The 18608-nt window shown below is 56.6% G+C and carries 17 protein-coding genes; 9 read left to right on the top strand and 8 right to left on the bottom strand.

Annotated elements, in window-relative coordinates; translation table 11 throughout:
• Window positions 1-46: 46 nt before the first annotated feature.
• Together fdxA and AC2FH0_RS04945 are read left to right on the top strand one after the other, a co-directional pair.
• Window positions 47-385 (top strand): ferredoxin FdxA, encoded by a 339-nt coding sequence (gene fdxA / locus AC2FH0_RS04950; protein WP_085821728.1) that lies wholly within the window; start codon window positions 47-49, stop codon window positions 383-385.
• 282 nt (window positions 386-667) lie between these two features.
• Window positions 668-1186, top strand: coding sequence for a CarD family transcriptional regulator (locus tag AC2FH0_RS04945; protein ID WP_142634416.1), 519 nt, complete (start codon window positions 668-670; stop codon window positions 1184-1186).
• Between the two features lie 83 nt (window positions 1187-1269).
• Here AC2FH0_RS04945 and cobS read toward each other — a convergent pair whose 3' ends face one another.
• The gene (cobS, locus tag AC2FH0_RS04940; RefSeq protein WP_496788714.1) at window positions 1270-2082 is read right to left on the bottom strand and encodes an adenosylcobinamide-GDP ribazoletransferase; all 813 of its coding nucleotides are present in this window, start codon (window positions 2080-2082) and stop codon (window positions 1270-1272) included.
• A gap of 31 nt (window positions 2083-2113) precedes the next feature.
• On the opposite strand from cobS, the gene cobT reads away from it, so the two are divergent.
• Entirely contained in the window at window positions 2114-3127 is a 1014-nt protein-coding gene (cobT, locus tag AC2FH0_RS04935; protein ID WP_496700109.1) for a nicotinate-nucleotide--dimethylbenzimidazole phosphoribosyltransferase, read from the top strand.
• 28 nt (window positions 3128-3155) lie between these two features.
• Here cobT and AC2FH0_RS04930 read toward each other — a convergent pair whose 3' ends face one another.
• On the bottom strand, window positions 3156-5036 hold the full coding sequence (locus AC2FH0_RS04930; protein ID WP_496785331.1) for a monovalent cation:proton antiporter-2 (CPA2) family protein: 1881 nt from the start codon (window positions 5034-5036) through the stop codon (window positions 3156-3158).
• Window positions 5037-5055: 19 nt separating this feature from the next.
• Entirely contained in the window at window positions 5056-5511 is a 456-nt protein-coding gene (locus AC2FH0_RS04925; protein WP_142634408.1) for an Lrp/AsnC family transcriptional regulator, read from the bottom strand.
• A 146-nt stretch (window positions 5512-5657) separates the two neighbouring features.
• Between AC2FH0_RS04925 and hppD the strand changes: the two genes are divergently transcribed.
• Window positions 5658-6755: a 4-hydroxyphenylpyruvate dioxygenase gene (gene hppD, locus AC2FH0_RS04920; protein WP_281994757.1), complete on the top strand. Its 1098-nt coding sequence runs from the start codon at window positions 5658-5660 to the stop codon at window positions 6753-6755.
• Between the two features lie 43 nt (window positions 6756-6798).
• On the opposite strand, the gene AC2FH0_RS04915 is transcribed toward hppD, so the two are convergent.
• Window positions 6799-8676 (bottom strand): hypothetical protein, encoded by a 1878-nt coding sequence (locus AC2FH0_RS04915; RefSeq protein ID WP_496788712.1) that lies wholly within the window; start codon window positions 8674-8676, stop codon window positions 6799-6801.
• Between the two features lie 164 nt (window positions 8677-8840).
• On the opposite strand from AC2FH0_RS04915, the gene AC2FH0_RS04910 reads away from it, so the two are divergent.
• Entirely contained in the window at window positions 8841-9536 is a 696-nt protein-coding gene (locus tag AC2FH0_RS04910; RefSeq protein WP_496788711.1) for an SIMPL domain-containing protein, read from the top strand.
• Here the strand turns inward: AC2FH0_RS04910 and AC2FH0_RS04905 are convergent.
• The 3 genes from AC2FH0_RS04905 to AC2FH0_RS04895 all read right to left on the bottom strand — a co-directional run bounded on the left by AC2FH0_RS04905 (window position 9533) and on the right by AC2FH0_RS04895 (window position 12613).
• Window positions 9533-10249, bottom strand: a complete 717-nt coding sequence (locus AC2FH0_RS04905; RefSeq protein ID WP_496788710.1) for a GNAT family N-acetyltransferase — start codon at window positions 10247-10249, stop codon at window positions 9533-9535. The genes AC2FH0_RS04910 and AC2FH0_RS04905 overlap by 4 nt on opposite strands.
• 3 nt (window positions 10250-10252) lie before the next feature.
• Window positions 10253-11545, bottom strand: coding sequence for an O-acetylhomoserine aminocarboxypropyltransferase/cysteine synthase family protein (locus AC2FH0_RS04900; RefSeq protein ID WP_271946534.1), 1293 nt, complete (start codon window positions 11543-11545; stop codon window positions 10253-10255).
• Between the two features lie 72 nt (window positions 11546-11617).
• On the bottom strand, window positions 11618-12613 hold the full coding sequence (locus tag AC2FH0_RS04895; RefSeq protein ID WP_496700116.1) for a GT-B fold glycosyltransferase domain-containing protein: 996 nt from the start codon (window positions 12611-12613) through the stop codon (window positions 11618-11620).
• A 171-nt stretch (window positions 12614-12784) separates the two neighbouring features.
• Between AC2FH0_RS04895 and AC2FH0_RS04890 the strand changes: the two genes are divergently transcribed.
• From AC2FH0_RS04890 to preA, 3 genes are all read left to right on the top strand, one after another.
• Window positions 12785-13417 (top strand): cupin domain-containing protein, encoded by a 633-nt coding sequence (locus AC2FH0_RS04890; protein ID WP_496700118.1) that lies wholly within the window; start codon window positions 12785-12787, stop codon window positions 13415-13417.
• Between the two features lie 157 nt (window positions 13418-13574).
• Window positions 13575-14909 (top strand): NAD(P)-dependent oxidoreductase, encoded by a 1335-nt coding sequence (locus tag AC2FH0_RS04885; RefSeq protein WP_281972258.1) that lies wholly within the window; start codon window positions 13575-13577, stop codon window positions 14907-14909.
• Between the two features lie 45 nt (window positions 14910-14954).
• Window positions 14955-16259 carry an NAD-dependent dihydropyrimidine dehydrogenase subunit PreA gene (gene preA, locus AC2FH0_RS04880; RefSeq protein ID WP_281994752.1) on the top strand — a complete coding sequence of 435 codons (1305 nt, stop codon included), beginning with the start codon at window positions 14955-14957 and terminating at the stop codon, window positions 16257-16259.
• A gap of 252 nt (window positions 16260-16511) precedes the next feature.
• On the opposite strand, the gene AC2FH0_RS04875 is transcribed toward preA, so the two are convergent.
• Window positions 16512-17120, bottom strand: coding sequence for a TetR family transcriptional regulator C-terminal domain-containing protein (locus tag AC2FH0_RS04875; protein ID WP_142634388.1), 609 nt, complete (start codon window positions 17118-17120; stop codon window positions 16512-16514).
• A 169-nt stretch (window positions 17121-17289) separates the two neighbouring features.
• Here AC2FH0_RS04875 and AC2FH0_RS04870 point away from each other — a divergent pair, with 169 nt between their 5' ends.
• Window positions 17290-18540, top strand: coding sequence for a Zn-dependent hydrolase (locus AC2FH0_RS04870; protein ID WP_496690716.1), 1251 nt, complete (start codon window positions 17290-17292; stop codon window positions 18538-18540).
• The last annotated feature ends 68 nt before the right edge of the window (window positions 18541-18608 follow it).

The following is an 18608-nucleotide window of genomic DNA, read 5'->3' as shown; positions in this document are numbered from 1 at the left end:
CATACTGATTTAGCTAGACGCCCAAACCGCAAACGGGAAATTCACCATGACTTATGTTGTCACAGAAAACTGCATTGCCTGCAAATACACCGACTGTGTCGAAGTTTGCCCGGTGGATTGTTTCTATGAAGGTGAAAACACGCTGGTCATCCATCCCGACGAATGCATCGATTGCGGCGTTTGCGAACCGGAATGCCCCGCTGACGCCATCCGTCCGGATACTGAGCCGGGCATGGATCAATGGGTTGAGTTCAATCGCAAGTTCTCTGAGCAGTGGCCGGTGATCGTGACCAAGAAAGACCCGCTGCCCGACGCAGAAGAGCGTGATGGCGAAGAGGGTAAGATGGAGAAATATTTCTCTGAGGCCCCCGGCGAAGGCGGCTAAGCGATTCGCGCTCTGAACTTGTCAGTTCAGCAGTGGGATGGCGCCTTATCTATCTGTTTCTTAACACCTTTCTTTCATGTGGAAAGGGGCAGCCTTTCGAGTGTCTCAATTTTGTGATACACTCAGAAATTGAACGTTGATTGAGATGGGGATGACTCCGTAAGTATGCTCGCTTTGGAGTTCTGATTAGTTGAAAACACAGCAACCTGACCGGGCCGTACTGGCACGGGGTGGGTCGTTTTGTTGTCTGTCCCGCGCTCTCGTAACCAAGGAAGAACCTGTATGTCTAAGTCGAAGAAGCTTGAGTTTCGTCCCAACGACTATGTTGTTTACCCGGCCCATGGTGTCGGTCAGATCATTTCGATTGAAGAGCAGGAAGTTGCGGGATACTCGCTCGAGCTGTTCGTCATTTCCTTTGAGAAAGACAAAATGACCCTGCGCGTGCCGACCAACAAAGCGACCGAGTCTGGTCTGCGGTCGCTCAGCTCGCCGGATGTCATCAGCCAGGCGATGAAAACGCTGAAGGGCAAGGCCAAGGTCAAGCGTGCCATGTGGTCCCGCCGGGCACAGGAATATGAACAAAAGATCAACTCGGGTGATCTGATCTCGATTGCCGAAGTTGTCCGCGATCTGCACCGCACCGATGATCAGCGCGAACAGAGCTATTCCGAACGTCAGCTTTATGAAGCCGCGCTTGAGCGTCTGACCCGCGAAGTCGCGGCAGTATCCGGCGCAGGTGAAGTGTCCGCGGCCAGGCAGGTGGATGAGGTTCTGACCTCGCGCGCGGCAGCGGCGGCCTGAACCTGCTGAAATCAGAATTTTAGGGCCATCCCCGCAAGGAGGTGGCCTTTTTATATTGCAGTCACCTATTGAAATCGGGGCCACTAAACCTGCGTAGCTACGGCCATAAGAAACCCTAACTCGGCCAGTTGTTGAGTGGCGCCCAGTATGTCACCGGTATGACCCTCGATCTTGGCCTTGGCTAGCATCGCCATTGCCACCGCAGAGAAAGCGGCAATCAGCGCAGGGAAAACCACCTGCAACCCGATCATTGGCAGAGTGAGCAGCAGCGCCATGGCCCCGCCGAGTATCACCGCGGTCGATCCGGGTGCGCCCACTGAATGGCTAAGGCCTGATTGGCGGGCATTTGGAAGGACGGACATAACAACAGGCATCATAGCCCGCGAAACGATGCATGCGGCCAATATGGTGGTAAAACCCGCATTCGAAAGGATCGCGGCAATCAACGACACGCGCAGCAGTTGCGAAGAAATCAGGGCAAGGACGCCATAGGTGCCGATGTGGCTGTCCTTCATGATCTCTAGCCGCCGTTCAGGCGTGAAACCGCCCCACAGCCCGTCGGCGGTATCTGCAAGCCCATCCTCGTGCATCGCGCCGGTGGTGATGGTCAGGACAAGAACGACAAGCATGGCACACGCTATCGACGGCAGCCCCATGGCCGTCGCCATCCATCCCACGGCACAGGCCAACAGGCCGACAACAAGCCCCGTCAATGGAAAGGCCCAAACGGCACTGGCCTGACGCGAGAACACTCTGTCAGGCAGCCGCGGCACGGGCAAACGCGTCAACAGGACCAAAGCCAGCGGAATATCCCAGGCAGAAATGAGCTTGGTGTCGTTTTTTAGCACTCCTGCGCCTTTCAGGGTCTTGTCGGTTTGATCGCTTCGGTTAAACACGCAGGACCACTCTGATGCAACGAGGCTTTGGATGCTGCCCGAAATTAACAATCTGAATTCTTTCCGCGAAGCTGTCCGGCAAGCCTCCGGGCCCGATGATGCCGCTGCGCAAGGGGCGACTGACCGTAATGGGCAGCTGACCAAACCTCCGGGCGCGCTTGGTCGGTTGGAAGACCTGGCAATCTGGTATGCAGGCTGGCGCGGGGATGCCCGCCCGCAGATCACCTCGCCGCAGGTTATCGTGTTTGCCGGAAACCACGGTGTCACAGCACAGGGTGTTTCGGCCTTTCCGCCGGAAGTGACCGTGCAGATGGTGTTGAACTTTGAACATGGCGGGGCGGCCATCAACCAGCTGGCCAAGGCGGCTGGGGCAACGATGGATGTCCACGCGCTGGAGCTTGAACGACCGACCGCGGATTTCACATCAGGTCCAGCTATGTCAGAGGACGACCTGTTGCAGGCGCTGCGCACCGGGTGGGCTGCAGTCAGACCAGACGCCGATCTTCTTGTTGTTGGTGAAATGGGTATCGGCAACACGACCCCCGCAGCGGCGATTGCTTGCGCCTTGTTCGGAGGTCAGGCGGGCGATTGGACTGGTCGCGGAACAGGTGTCGATGATGCGGGATTGGCAAACAAAACCCGTGTGGTGGCCGAAGGTGTTACGCTACATGGCGGTTCGGGCGATGGGCTAGAGATTCTGCGCCGTCTGGGCGGACGCGAGATCGCCGCTATGGCCGGAGCCATTGCCGCCGCACGCGCGCTGCACATTCCGGTTATTCTGGATGGCTTTATCTGCTCAGCCGCCGCCGCGTGTCTGTCTGACCTTTCAGAGAGCGCGCTGGATCACACGATCGCCGGGCACCAGAGCGCGGAAGGTGCGCATGGCGCTGTGTTGGCCAAGCTCGGTAAAGAGCCTTTGCTGAAGCTGGGGCTGCGACTGGGTGAGGGCTCTGGCGGGGCGCTGGCGATCAATATCCTCAAAAGCGCTGTTGCCTGTCATTCCGGCATGGCGACCTTTGCCGAAGCTGGCGTCTCGGACGGTTGATCCGCGCGGCCTGACCGTCAGTTGAAGGTCAGGCCGATTTTTTGTCGTTTTCTTCTGCCAATTCCAGCAGTTCGGTCTCAAGGTCTTTTTCCAGCTGCTGCGCACGCTCGATGTATTTTTTGTTCTCGGCGGTGGGCAGCCCGGGAATCCAGAGCTCTGCCAGTTCACGAACCGACATGCGATCATGGTGGTAGAAAGTCTGTTCGGCCTGCGCTGCCTCGTATTCGCTGAGACCCACATTCTCGAGCACATATCGCCCGGCCCGTAATGAGCCATCGAATGTCTCGCGCACTATGTCGTTCGCGCCGGCTTGATACAGCTCGTACACATGGGTCCGATCCCGTGCCCGCGCGACGATGTGTAGGTCTGGGCGCTGGCGGCGCGCATAGCCGACAAGACGCGTCACCTTCTTGCGATCATCCATCGCAGCCACCAGAACAGATGCTTTTTCAAGGCCGGCCGCGCGCAACAGTTCCGGACGGGTCGGATCCCCCAGGAACCCTTTTACGCCAAAGCGACGCATCAACTGGATGGTTTCGATGTTATGGTCAAGAACGATGGTTTTGAACCCGCTTGCCTGCACCAGACGATTGACGATCTGACCAAATCGCCCGATCCCGGCGATGATGACCGGGCCTTTCTCGTCGATCTCATCCGGTTCGGGTGCCGGTGTGCCATCCCCCATCCGGCGCGAGAGAAGATCATAAATGATGAACAAAAGCGGCGTGATCAGCATGGTCAGCGCAATGATCATCAGAAGTTTTTGTGACAGATCCCCTGGAATCACATTCTGCTGGGTCGAAAACGCCAGCAGGACAAAGCCGAACTCACCCGCTTGCGCCAGCCCCAGTGTAAACAGCCAGTGATCGCGCCCGCGCAGTTTAAAGGCGCGGCCAACCAGGAACAGAATGATCCCTTTGACCAAGATTACCAACAGGGCCAGTCCGATCAGGTCGAAGGGGTCGTCAAAGAAATAGGCGACATCGATGCCTGCACCAACGGTGATGAAAAACAGACCAAGGAAAAGGCCTTTGAACGGCTCTAGGTCGCTCTCCATTTCATGCCGGAACTCGGAACTGGCCAGCACCACACCTGCAAGAAACGCGCCCAGAGCGGGTGACAGGCCAACCAGCGTCATCAGGAAGGAAATGCCAACCACAATCATCAACGCCAGCGCCGTATACATCTCGCGGAGGCGGGTCGCATGAATAAAGCGGAACAAGGGCCTGGTCAGGTACACTCCGGCAAGAATGACGAAACCGATCGCGGCAATGGTGACAAGCGTTACCGCCCACCCTGGCAACCCCTCGACCAATGACAAGCTATGATGCGCCGCGCCGTGGTGCCCCGAGGATATGCGGTTGATAGATCCGTCATTTGCAATCTGGGGAATGGCAGGCAGAGCCAGCAGTGGAAGCAGTGCCAGGATTGGTATGACCGCGATGTCCTGAGTCAGCAGTACTGAAAAGGTCGCCCGTCCTCCATTCGTTTTCATCAAGCCCTTTTCCGACAGGGTCTGCAAAACAATCGCAGTTGATGACAGGGAAAGCGTCAACCCCACTGCCAGGGCTACGGACCATGGATGATTTGCATACATGGCGACGCTGGCGATCACTGCGGTCGATAAAAGCACCTGGAGGCCGCCAAGCCCCAAAAGCCTGTCCCGCATATCCCAAAGAGCGCGCGGTTCCAGTTCAAGTCCGATCAGGAACAGCATCATGACTACGCCGAATTCAGCCACATGCTGCAGGTTTTCCGTTTCCGCACCCACCAATCCGAACAACGGCCCTATGACAAGGCCCGCGGCCAGATATCCCAGTACAGAGCCCAGTCCCAGACGCGCCGAAAGTGGCACGGCGATCACAGCCGCAGCCAGATAGATCGTCGCCTGGTAAAGGAAGTTGTCCATGATCGTCCTTTCAATGCGCTCAGGTGGGCAGGGGGGCGTCGCGTTTGAGCTGATCCATAACGATTTGGCTTTGTATCCGAGCCACTGCAGGATGTGGAAGGATTACCTGATGAAGCAAGCGATTAAGCGCGGATAGATCGTCGCAATAGACATGTAGTAAATAATCGGCCTCACCTGTCATTGTCCATGCGCTGGTGATTTCGGCGCGTGTTTCGACCATACGGGCAAAGCCTTCAGATTGCTCGGGGCCGTGCGTACTCAGATGAACCTGAACAAAACCCTGCACCTGCAACCCTAACTTTAGAGGATCGAGGCGTGCGACATAGCTGGTGATATACCCTTCAGCTTCCAGCCGTTGGCGCCGGCGACCAGCCTGACTGGGCGACAGGTTCAACATCTCTCCAAGTTGATGTGCTGTTAGGTGGGCGTTTTTCTGCAGCGCTGACAGCAGGCGCGTATCAGTGGAATCAAGCATGTGCGGAAAAACTCCGTGATTGGCCAATCTTATGCGCAATTTACGCGCGCTCCTTTAAGTTATTGGAAAACTATGCGCGAAAAAAGTGCCGATTAAGACGTATTTTGAAATCAGCAAATAAATTCCTGTATTAACGGAGACGCGCCATGGGTCCTTTCCCTCACAACGCCCCGAAATCAATCATATCGGATGAAAACCCCGCCGGAACCGATGGGTTCGAGTTTGTCGAGTTCGCACATCCCGAGCCGCAAGAGCTGCGCGATCTGTTCGCAAAGATGGGATTCGCGCTGGTCGGTCACCACAAGGACAAGCCTGCGATTGAGTTGTGGCAACAGGGTGATGTGACTTACATCCTGAATGCAGATCCCGACAGCTATTCTGCCCGGTTCGTGGGCGAGCATGGCCCTTGTGCTCCGGCGATGGGATGGCGCGTCGTGGATGCGCAGAAAGCCTATGAGCACGCTGTAGCGAAAGGGGCTGAACCTTATGACGCGGCAGACAAGACACTGAATGTGCCTGCAATCAAGGGGATTGGCGGATCGTTGATCTATTTCATTGATCAATATTACGAAACATCGCCCTATAATCAGGAATTCACATGGACCGAACAGTCCAAGCCCCGGGGGGATGGGTTCTATTATCTCGATCACCTGACCCACAATGTTTACAAGGGCAATATGGACAAGTGGTTCAAGTTCTATGGTGATTTGTTCAACTTCCGTGAAATCCGTTTTTTTGATATTCAGGGCAAATTCACCGGTCTTTTTAGCCGCGCGCTGACGTCTCCATGCGGGCGTATCCGCATTCCGATCAACGAAGATCGCGGCGAAACCGGGCAGATCGTTTCCTACTTGAAGAAATACAAGGGCGAGGGCATCCAGCATATCGCTGTGGGCAGCGAGGATATCTATGCCTCGACCGATGCGATTGCCGAAAAGGGGTTGAAGTTCATGCCCGGCCCGAACGAAGCCTATTATGAGTTGTCTAAAACCCGCGTGGTCGATCATGAAGAGCCGTTGGACCGGATGATGAAGCACGGCATCCTGATTGATGGAGAGGGGGTTCTGGACGGAGGTGAGACCCGGATTCTGCTGCAAATCTTCTCGAAAACGGTCATCGGACCGATTTTCTTCGAGTTCATTCAGCGCAAAGGCGACGATGGGTTTGGCGAGGGTAACTTTAAGGCGCTGTTCGAATCCATCGAGCGAGAGCAGATTGAAAGTGGAGAAATTTCAGCAGCTTGATGCAAGAAGGTAATCCTGCGTGGTCACCCGCGCAGGCCGCCTCCTAACCACGTGGCATCTTGAGAACCACGTTTCGCCCGCGTTTCTGATAGCGCAATTCATTGTCGCTGATAGCAATGACATTGCCGCCGTCAAGCCTGTCCCCGATCTTAAGCTTTTTGTACCTGCCGCTGGGCAGCCGAACCAATGCGCGGCGATTGGATGGGCTGCCGTAAACCCCGATCAGGTTCAGTTTCCGCAGGTTGATTGCATTGTCGATTGTGGCCTGCCGTGCAACCGAAGCCGAGGATGGGATTTTGGGCGCTGTGGTTTTGGGCTGGAACGTTCCAACCTCATTGTTGAGCTGTTCAATTCCAGCTGCCGAACCCAAAGTCGCAGTACCTGCACTGGCCTGCCGAGTCAGCCCGGCCGGTCGGAGTTTGGGGCGCGGCACCCTCATTTCCGCAAGGGGCTCAGTCGATTCCGGCGGCGGCGGGGCACGCAACAGGGATTCCGGGCGCGGTTTCGGGCGAATTCCGGACAATTCCTTCAATGTACGCCCTTGAAGCCGTTGCCGTTCAAAATTTTCGGCCAGGTTCTCGGGCCTTGGTTTTGGTCGCAATGTCGCCAGCCTGTTGTCGACCACTTCCTCAACAGGTGCCTTTTCCAGCCGGACCAAAGCCGATGGAGGGGGAGTTTTAGAAGGTGTTCCCAAATAGACAACCACTCCGTCCGGGTTCAAGACGCCTTCTTTGGTTGGTATTACCAGCCCGCGCTCATCAAGGCTGAACCTAGCCCCGGCAGCGGTTGAAAGTGGTTCGAAATCAAATGGCAGGTCGGTGTCGTATGTGTGTACTGGCGGCAATGCGATTGCATCACGCGACAGATTCGAGTCGTCTTTGGAGGCCAGATACAGCTCAATTTGCGGATCCTGCGCTGGCGCTATCAAAAGGCCCGGTGACGTGATTTCGATCTCCGGCTGTGTCGGAACTAACTGAGGTTCAGGCTCAAGCTCGATTTCGTCTACCAACGCGGGCGCAACGTTCAGCGCCTCAAGAATGGCCTGGTCGGTTGCAGACAGCTCGGGCTCTGATTCAGAGGTCGGTGCCATTTCTGGCTCTGCAGTCTCGGGCACTGTGACTTCGGTCTGTGCTGCGGGTGTCTCTGCGGGCTCGACAGGTCCAGAACTCGGCTCGAGTTGGGATATTGTTTCGTCCAGCAGGGCCAGTTCTGAATGGGCAGGGGCAGGGCTGTCTTCTCTGAAAAGACTCCATATGCCACCGGCCACCAACATCAAAGCCACCGCCGCTGCAATTCGCACTGATGGCAGAGAGGTCCAGTTAGGTGCGGCCACTTTTTGGACAGGCCAAAAGCTGGTCGGAGCGGTAGAATCGGCGATCGCGTGAACAACCGGACTATCCTGCGCGGGGTCTGTGGCTATCACTTTGGGCGCGTTTGTGGTCGCAGGCGCGTCCCCAAGCGGGAAAAACGGTTCGGTCGGAAAGTCATCTGTTTCATATGCAGCGCTGAACGCGACCGGAACGAATCCGTATCCCAGCACAAACCCCCGAGCTTCCTCCAGTGTATCGCGTGGAACGACGGCGACGCATGTGGTCGCCCCGTCATGTGCCGTGACATATACCAGCTCTGTCAGATCATAAGGGGTGGCATCGGATACAGCGTTTTGCACAGCCTGTTCGGTGTCTTCGAAGGATGATCCGGCGGCCTCAACCTTGATGAATTTGACCTGATCCCTTGGGATGATGACCTTGCAGCTCAGGTCATTTTCAAGCGCAAACCCCTTGTCCCGAAGCGCTTTCAGCTGCTCTTCCAAGTTGGAGGCATCCAACGACACCTCACCTATGGCGAACCAGTCGCCATCGGAATTGTGGTGCAAAGAAATTCCGGTTGTAGAAATGGACAGCGCAAAAGCGGGTTTCATAATCCGGAGGAACCATAATTGTCAGTTGCAATGCAAACGATGCCTCGTCCGCAGACCGACATTAAAGCAGGATCTCGCCGAGGGAAAGAAAAAGCCTCCGTCTCCTCTTGCCCCGTGACCCGGTGCAGCCCCATGTTGAAATCAGGATAATTGGAGGGAAGATATTGAAGAAAATCGCTTTTCTGGCCGCTGTGCTGGCCATGACGTCGGTAGGGATGGCAACTGCGGAAGAACGTCGCATCATTGTTGATGCGGTAGGCATGGTGCATGTGGCCCCGGATATGGCCACCATTACCCTGGGTGTAACAAACGAAAATGCACAGGCATCAAATGCGATGCAGGCGACTTCGGATGCGGTGGCCAAAATTCTGACTCGACTGGATGAGATGGGGATCGAAACCCGTGATGTGCAAACACGTGATCTGTCTTTGTCGCCGGTATGGTCTGGGCGGAACAGTTCTAGCGGAGAACGGCCAGAGATTTCCGGCTTTGTCGCATCCAACAGCGTCGTGGTGCGTGTTCGCGATCTGTCGCAGCTGGGTACCATCATGGATGCGGTCATTGACGACGGGGCCAACAATTTCGGCGGGCTGAGTTTCGGAATTCAGGACCCTGCACCGCTCGAGGCACAGGCGCGGGCCAAGGCAGTGGGTGAGGCAAGGGCAAAGGCCAACCAACTGGCACAGGCGGCCGAAGTCACGCTGGGCCCGGTTCAGATGATCCGCGAACAGGCCGGAGGGTTCAATCCCATGCCTCAAATGCGTGCAATGAACATGGCGGCTGAGGGCGGCGTTCCGGTTTCCGCGGGCGAGATTTCGGTCTCGGTCAACGTGTCGATGGAATTTCTGATTTCCGACTAGGATGTGTCGCTGGATCGGGCCATCAGGGATTGCCGCTGCTGGCCCGACTGATCAAAATTATCTGGTGAAAGCCAGGCCTCGAAAGCAGAGCGGATGCGCGGCCATTCTGTATCGAGGATCGAGTACCAGGCCGTATCGCGGTTGCGCCCCTTATAATGGGTGGCCTGCCGAAAGATGCCCTCGAAGGTAAAGCCCAGCCTTTGGGCTGCGCTGCGGGACGGGGCATTCAGCGCGTCGCATTTCCATTCGTACCGGCGATACCCCAGCTCGTCGAACACGCGGCGCATCATCAAGTACATCGCTTCGGTGGATTTCGGACTGCGCTGCAGCAGCGGTGAGAAATGGATGTGCCCAACCTCGACCACACCGGCCGCAGGTTCAATCCGCAGGAACGAGGCCATGCCAATCGGGGTGCCATCACCGTCTAGCACTGTGTGGAACATGGGATCGGCATTCATACAGGACGCGCGGGTCCAGGCGGCGAAATCTTCTTCGCTGTCGAATGGGCCATAGGGCAGATAAGTCCAGTTCCGCCCATCAGTGTCATTGGCAAACGCCCGGTACAGACCGGGCGCATGCCTGTTCACATCAAGGGGCACGACCGAGCAGTATTGACCTTCCATCGGTGTATAAGGCGGCGTCGGGCGCGGAAACTTGCCCGAAACCGGCCGGCCGATGGGTTGGCCAAGATCGTTGGTATCGTGCCCGGCCATTTGTCAGGCCGTTGCCTTGGCCAGCGCCTGATCAAGATCGGCAATCAGATCGTTGGCGTCTTCGATGCCAATGGAAACCCGAACAACGCCGGGACCGGCGCCTGCGGCCTCTTGCTGTTCCGGGGTCAGCTGACGGTGGGTGGTCGAGGCCGAATGAATGATCAACGACCGCGCGTCGCCCAGGTTGGCCACATGGCTGAAGATCTCCAGCGCGTTCACCAGTTTGACACAGGCGTCATAGCCGCCCTTGACCGCAAAGGTGAACAGCGCACCGGCCCCTTTGGGGTAATGCGTCTTGACCCGGTCGTGATAGGGCGACGACGGCAAGCCCGCATAGGTCACATATTCCACGCGGTCATCGGCCTCTAGCCAGGCTGCGATCTTTTGCGCGTTCTCTACATGACGCTCCATTCGCAAAGACAGGGTCTCGATTCCCATCAGCGTGTAGTGCGCCGCCTGTGGGTTCATCGTCATGCCCAGATCACGCAGGCCGATGGCGATGCCGTGGAATGTGAAGGCCAGCGGACCGAATGTCTCGTGGAATTTCAGCCCGTGATAGGCCGGTTCCGGCTGGCTGAGCGAGGAAAATTTGTCATTCGCGGACCAATCGAACTTGCCCGAATCCACGATACAGCCGCCGGTGACAGTGCCGTTGCCGGTCAGGTATTTGGTGGTTGAATGCACAACCAGCGTCGCGCCGTGCTCAATCGGGCGGCACAGATAGGGTGTGGCCGAGGTGTTGTCGACGATCAGCGGAATGCCGGCGCCATCCGTCACATCCGCCAGTGCGCGGATATCGGTGACATAGCCGCCCGGGTTGGCGATGGATTCGCAGAACACCGCTCGTGTATTTTCGTCGATCGCGTCCTTCACAGCATCCAGATCGTCAGTATCCACAAACTTGGCAGACCAGCCGAACCGTTTGATCGTCTGGCTAAACTGAGTGATCGTGCCGCCATACAGCCGGGTCGAGGCCACCACGTTGCAGCCAGGTCCCATCAGCGGGAACAGTGCCATGATTTGGGCGGCATGACCGGACGAGCAGCAAACTGCTCCAACGCCACCCTCAAGCGTTGCCACGCGTTCTTGCAGAACCGCCACGGTGGGATTGGTCAGGCGGGAATAGATAAAGCCGACTTCCTGCAGGTTGAACAGAGCCGCCGCGTGGTCTGCATCGCGAAACACATATGCCGTTGTTTGATAAATCGGCGTCTGACGCGCACCTGTTGCCGGGTCAGGGCGTGCGCCCGCGTGAATTTGAAGCGTGTCGAAACCGTAGGTGGGGCCGTCAGACATGGTGAAAATCTCCTGTTGGGCTATGTGTTGCAGAATCTCTAGGCGATTGGACGCGTGCGCACAACATTGCTGTCAGCGCATCCATAGACCTTTGCTTTTGATCTTGTTGCGAATGACCTGCTCGCGCTGAGGCAGGTTTTCGCGATCGAACATCTCGCGTATTTTGTGCCCTTTGCGCTGGAGCACCAGTTTCTTTATTGGGTCATAGCCCTTGAGCACTTTCTTGAACTTGTTGGGCGCAACCACAGTTTCCAGAACCTCGATCACATGGTCGCTTTCGCGGGCATACAGCAGGGGAAACAGACGGTAGTGGCACGTGACCGACCCGTCCAGCAGGCCAGTGGGCAGTGCGTCGCGGCCGCCGCCAAGGGCATGGATAACCAGCGGCAATGCGACCTGATCCAGCCATGGGTCCAGTGTTTGGCCCGCGAGTTCCAGGATATCCTCATCCCGGATAGTGCAGGCATATTCCAGGAACCGTTCGCCGAACTGGCGTGGGCATCTGTAAAAGAAATAACCCGCATTGAAATACAGGTAGCGCCGCCAGTATTCGGCTGGTTGGGCCTTGTCCAATGAGCTGTCGAAATCCAGTTCGAACCGCTCATACAGGGCGCGCCAGATACCGTCATACCCCGGACCATACAGGGTCGGGCGCGGCCATGTTCCCTCGACTTTCAGCGAGGCACCGGGGCGGTCAAAATCGAAGGGCACACTATTCAGGTCTCCGGTGACAAGCGTATCGCTGTCGAAAAAGACAAACGGTTCCCCCTCGGGCAGGGCCAAGAGCGCCTCGATCTTGTTTCCATAGGGATAGCTTCCACCGAAAGCCCGGTTTTCAAACGGTAGAATTTCGGCCCCAAGCTGATGTAGCGCTTTCAGGACATCCTCATCCTGAATGCTGGGATCCTGTGACCAGCGGGCCCCTGGTTGAGGAACGGCAACGAACAGGCGGCCTGCGAAATCGGGACAGCTGTGTCGTAACGAGGCTGCAAACAGCAGTGCCTCGTATTGCAGCCGATTGTTTTGGCCGATGACCACGATATTGAATTTATTGTTGGCGGTCTGCATCGGGCGTCTCTCGGGTTCGTGGCGTTGGGCCAGCACTGCTCGAATTTTGGTTGGGCGTACACTAGGTAGAGACGTGGCACAAAACCAGATGTGATCATAGATCATGCATCTGAATTTTGAATTCAGGACTTGCGCAACCATCTAGAGACCAGACCAAACAGGAGAAGCCGCATGAGAGTTAACGCAGATTTCACAAAACGTGTTGCTGTGCATTTCGACCGGAATGACTGGATTGCGTCACCTGCCGCAGGTGTCGAGCGCAAGATGTTGGATCGGATCGGGGAAGAGGTCGCCCGCGCCACCACGATTGTCCGCTTTGCCCCAGGAAGCGCCTTTGCCGCCCATAGGCATGATGGAGGAGAGGAGTATCTGGTGCTGGACGGTGTGTTTCAGGACGAGACCGGTGATTTTCCTGCAGGTAGTTATGTGCGCAATCCTCCGACATCTTCCCATACGCCTTCGGCAAAAGAAGGCGCGACGATACTAGTCAAACTGCACCAGTTTGACCCCGAGGACAGGACCGAAATTCGTCGGTCGATTACCGGGGATTCGAATCTTCAGCTTTTCAAGGACGCACGCGAAGATGTTCGCGTATTGAATCTGTCACCTGGCGAAAAGCTGGATCTGGATGCAGTCGATGGGTTGGAGTTGTTTGTCATCGCAGGTTCGGTGCAGGAATCCGACGAAGAATTTTCGGTCTGGGACTGGTTGAGATTACCGCCAGGTGCGCGTTCCACTGCTTTGGCGGGAGCAGAGGGCGCGCGAATTTGGATCAAATCTGGGCACCTGTCACAGATGATCTGAGCGGTTCCGGCCCAAAAAACCAGCAATGTACAGTAAAAAACCGGGTGTTTCGGCCTGGTTATTCATTTTTTGACCATTTGGCAAAATTTACCATTTGATAAAAAATCAGATTGTGCCAAGCTGAGGCCATAACAACATATCTACAGGGAGTAGAGCGATGGCACAGGGCCAGATGGTCCCCGGCATAGTCTCCGGGAGGCTTTCCAGCGATGAGCTGACCTCGAATTTCACGGATCTGCATCCACCACTTGCCCCGCATGAGGCCGCAGTGGCCGCGGATCGGTGCTATTTCTGCTATGACGCGCCGTGTGTGACGGCCTGTCCGACAGACATTGATATTCCATTGTTCATGCGCCAGATTCAGGCCGGTCAGCCTGAAGCTGCGGGTGAAACCATCCTTGGCCAGAATATCTTGGGTGGCATGTGCGCCCGTGTTTGTCCGACCGAAACGCTGTGCGAGGAAGTCTGCGTACGCGAAACCGCCGAAGGATCGCCAGTCGAGATCGGGCGTTTGCAGCGGTTTGCTACTGACAGCGTTATGGCATCGGGCGACCATCCGTTCCAGCGCGCCGCATTCACCGGCAAAACGGTGGCCGTGATCGGGGCAGGGCCCGCAGGGCTAGCCTGTGCGCATCGGCTGGCGATGCTGGGGCATGATGTGGTCATTCACGAAAGCCGCCCAAAACCCGGCGGTCTGAATGAATATGGAATTGCCGCCTATAAATCGACCAATGATTTCGCTCAGGCTGAGATCGATTGGTTGCTGATGATCGGCGGCATCACCATCGAGACCGGATCGGTGCTGGGCGAGGGCCTGTCGCTGGATGGCCTTGTTGACAACTATGATGCGGTTTTCCTGTCCATCGGTCTGACAGGTGTGAATGCATTGCGAGCGGGCGGCGAGGATCTGACCGGCGTGCGCGACGCGGTCGACTTTATCTCGGATGTGCGTCAGGCGGCCGATCTGGCTGAGCTGCCCGTTGGGCGGAATGTCGTCGTCATCGGAGGCGGCATGACCGCGGTTGACGCAGCTGTAAAGTCGAAATTGCTGGGCGCGGAAAACGTCACCATCGCCTACCGGCGCGGACGCGAGGCGATGGGTGCCAGCCGCTATGAGCAGGATCTGGCCGCATCGCACGGCGTCAGGATCATGACCAATGTTCAGCCCATAGCCGTACACGGCAACGGGGCAGCCGCCGAGATCGAATTGGAGTATACTGCCAGCCATGACGGTCAGTTGAAGGGCACCGGCGAGAAAACCCGCCTGCCTGCCGATCAGGTGCTGAAGGCGATAGGTCAGACGCTGGAAGGAGCGCCCGAAGGGCTGACGTTGGACGGGAACAAGATCGCCGTCACGGGGGCCGGGCGCACGTCGGTACAAGCGGTCTGGGCCGGAGGCGACTGCGCCGCAGGCGGGGATGACCTGACCGTGACCGCAGTGGCCGAGGGGCGCGATGCCGCGATGGATATCCACGCAAGTCTGATTGCGTGAAACTCAATGATCAAGATGCCTGCAAGCATCAGGGAGGCCGGATAAATGGCTGATTTGAAATCGAACTTTCTGGGAATTGAAAGCCCCAACCCATATTGGCTGGCATCTGCGCCGCCGACGGACAAGGAATATAACGTCCGCCGTGCCTTTGAGGCCGGATGGGGGGGGGTCGTGTGGAAAACACTCGGGTCCGAAGGTCCACCGGTCGTCAATGTTAATGGCCCGCGGTATGGGGCGATCTACGGCGCAGACCGTCGGTTGTTGGGTCTGAACAACATCGAGCTGATTACAGACCGCCCATTAGAGGTAAACCTTGAAGAAATGGCGCGGGTTAAGGCTGATTATCCAGATCGCGCCCTGATCGCCTCGATCATGGTGCCGTGCGAGGAAGAAGCCTGGAAGGCCATTCTGCCGCGTGTTGCCGAAACCGGTGCCGACGGGATCGAACTGAACTTTGGCTGTCCACACGGGATGAGCGAGCGTGGGATGGGGGCGGCCGTAGGGCAGGTTCCGGAATATATCGAGATGGTGACGCGCTGGTGCAAGAAATACTATGACCGTCCGGTCATCGTGAAACTGACGCCGAATATCACTGATATCCGCAAGCCGGCAGAAGCCGCAAAGAATGGTGGTGCGGATGCGGTATCGCTGATCAACACGATTAACTCGATTACCAGTGTCAATCTGGATAGCTTCAGCCCTGAACCCTCGATTGACGGCAAAGGCAGCCACGGCGGCTATTGTGGCCCTGCGGTGAAACCGATTGCCCTGTCGATGGTGTCCGAGATTTCGCGTGGACAGGCAACGAACGGAATGCCGATCTCGGGTATTGGCGGTGTGACCACCTGGCGCGATGCAGCAGAGTTTATGGCATTGGGTTGCGGCAATGTTCAGGTCTGCACGGCGGCGATGACCTATGGGTTCAAGATCATTGACGAACTGACGGCGGGCCTGTCGAAATGGATGGATGAAAAAGGGTATCAGGACGTCTCGGAAATTGTCGGTCTTGCGGTTCCGAACGTGACCGACTGGCAATATCTGAACCTGAATTATGTCGCCAAGGCCAAGATTGATCAGGATCAGTGCATCAAGTGTGGTCGTTGCTATGCCGCCTGCGAAGACACCAGCCACCAGGCCATTTCAATGTCCGAAGAGCGCGTATTCGAGGTTATGGATGACGAATGTGTGGCCTGTAACCTGTGCGTGGATGTGTGCCCGGTCGAGGGATGTATTTCCATGGTGCCGATGGACGCTGGCGAAATCGACCCGCGCACGGGACAGGAAGTGCAGCCCGAATATGGCAACTGGACAACCCATCCCAACAATCCAATGGCGAAAGCCGCCGAGTAGTCCAAGAAAATTCGTCGAATTTTCTTAGAGCAGGATGTCGATGGGGGGCGTTGTGGCAGTTTGCGACATTTTGGGTGGCGGTGCGGATCAGATGATATCCGCGCCTCCTCACTTCGTCTTGGAACGCCTTATGTCCCACTTCTCGCTCTACCCACCCAACGAAAGCCTTACCACGGCACCTGTGTGTCGACAGGGAAGAAAAGAGTAGCGTCATCCTAGGCTCAGGGTGAGCGGGTTCCGGCTAACGAAAACCTAAGGCGCCAGCAATTTGCGGTAGAGCGTGTCGATAAACGGTTCAGCACCTTCATACGGGTCTTCGTCGCCAAGAATGGCCCGAACCTGGACATCGAAATCCGCATAATGCTGTGTCAAAGCCCAGATGGAGAAAATAAGGTGGTAGGGGTGGAGGCGCGCGATTTTACCCTGTTCCATCCAGGCCGTAAGGATTGCGGTCTTCTCATCCATCAAAGTTTTGAGATCATTGGACAATGCATCGTGTATGCGTGGCGCACCCTGGACCAGTTCATTGGCAAACAGACGGCTTTCGCGCGGAAGTTCCCGGCTCATTTGCAGTTTGCGATGGATATAAGCGCGTATCTCTTCCAATGGGTCCCCGTCGGCGTCGAGATCATGGAGAGGGGCCAGCCAAATCTCGAGAAGGCCAGATAGAAGGGCCGTGTGAATCGCTTCTTTTGAGGGGAAATAATATAGAAGATTCGGCTTGCTCAACCCGGCCTCGGCAGCAATCTGGTCGACGGTGGCACCGCGGAAACCGTAGGCAGAAAACACGTTCAAAGCGGCTTCTAGAATTGCAGCGCGGTTTTTTTTCTGAATTCGTGTTGGTGCGCGGTCTTTGGACATGTCTTTGCCTGTCTGATTTTTGGGCTCGCAAGTGCGGAATATGCCAAAAATTCCCACCGAGCTCTGCTATTTCTTGACTGATGTCGAACCCGTGATAGCGTGAGTTTGACCAGATGGTCAAATCAAGACACCAAAAGCGAGCAAATCGCAAGCAACAGGGAAGACTAGGATGGCAGCTCCGGCGCAGAACCTCAGGATCAATGGCGACAGGTTGTGGGACAGCCTGATGGAGATGGCCAAGATTGGCCCGGGTGTTGCGGGGGGCAATAATCGTCAGACCCTGACGGATGAAGATGCGGCAGGCCGCGCGCTGTTTCAGAAATGGTGCGAAGAGGCCGGGTGCACCATGGGGCTGGACCAAATGGGCAATATGTTTGCGCATCGAGAGGGCACGAACCCCGAGGCATTGCCGGTCTATGTGGGTTCACACCTGGATACGCAGCCGACAGGCGGCAAATATGACGGTGTTCTAGGTGTATTGGGCGGGCTGGAAATCATCCGCACGCTCAATGATTTGGGAATCAAGACCAAACATCCAATCGTTGCGACCAACTGGACGAATGAAGAAGGCACGCGCTATGCACCTGCGATGCTGTCCTCGGGGGTTTTTGCCGGGATGCATACGCAGGATTGGGCTTATGACCGTGAGGATGCCGATGGTAAGAAGTTCGGAGATGAGCTGAGCCGCATTGGCTGGCGCGGTGACGAAGAGGTTGGTGCCCGAAAGATGCACGCCTTTTTTGAGCTGCATATCGAACAGGGCCCCATTCTTGAGGCCGAGGGGAAGGATATCGGCGTTGTCACCCATGGTCAGGGTCTCAGCTGGACCCAGATTACAGTTACCGGAAAGGACGCCCATACCGGGTCTACGCCGATGCCGATGCGCAAGAATGCCGGATTGGCGATGGCGCGTATCCTTGAAAAGGTTGACGAGATTGCTTGGTCCCATGCGCCCCACGCGGTGGGTGCGGCGGGGCATATTGATGTGTTTCCGAATTCGCGTAACGTGATCCCGGGGAAAGTAGTGTTTACTGTCGATCTCCGTTCGCCCGATCTGGACGTGATCACCGATATGGAAAATCGTCTGCGCGTAGCGGCCGAAGATATCGTGGATGAGATGGGCCTACAGATCGAGTTTGAGAAGGTCGGCGGATTTGATCCGGTGCAATTTGATGAAGGCTGCGTGGCAGCCGTGCGCGACGCGGCTGAACGGTTGGGTTATTCTCATACAGATATCATTTCGGGCGCCGGTCATGATGCCTGCTGGATCAACCGGGTTGCACCAACAGCGATGGTGATGTGCCCTTGTGTGGATGGGCTAAGCCATAACGAAGCCGAAGAAATCAGCAAGGATTGGGCTGCCGCCGGGGCGGATGTTCTGTTTCATGCGGTCGTAGAGACGGCTGGAATTGTGGAATAGGGGGCTCTGCCCCGTCGCCCGTTGGGCGACTCCCCCCGAGGTATTTGTAGCCAGATGAAGCAAGCGGC

This window comes from Ruegeria sp. CDSC051 (assembly GCF_059610665.1).
Note: the sequence above shows the minus strand (reverse complement) of the source record. Positions and strands in the feature narration are given on the sequence as shown.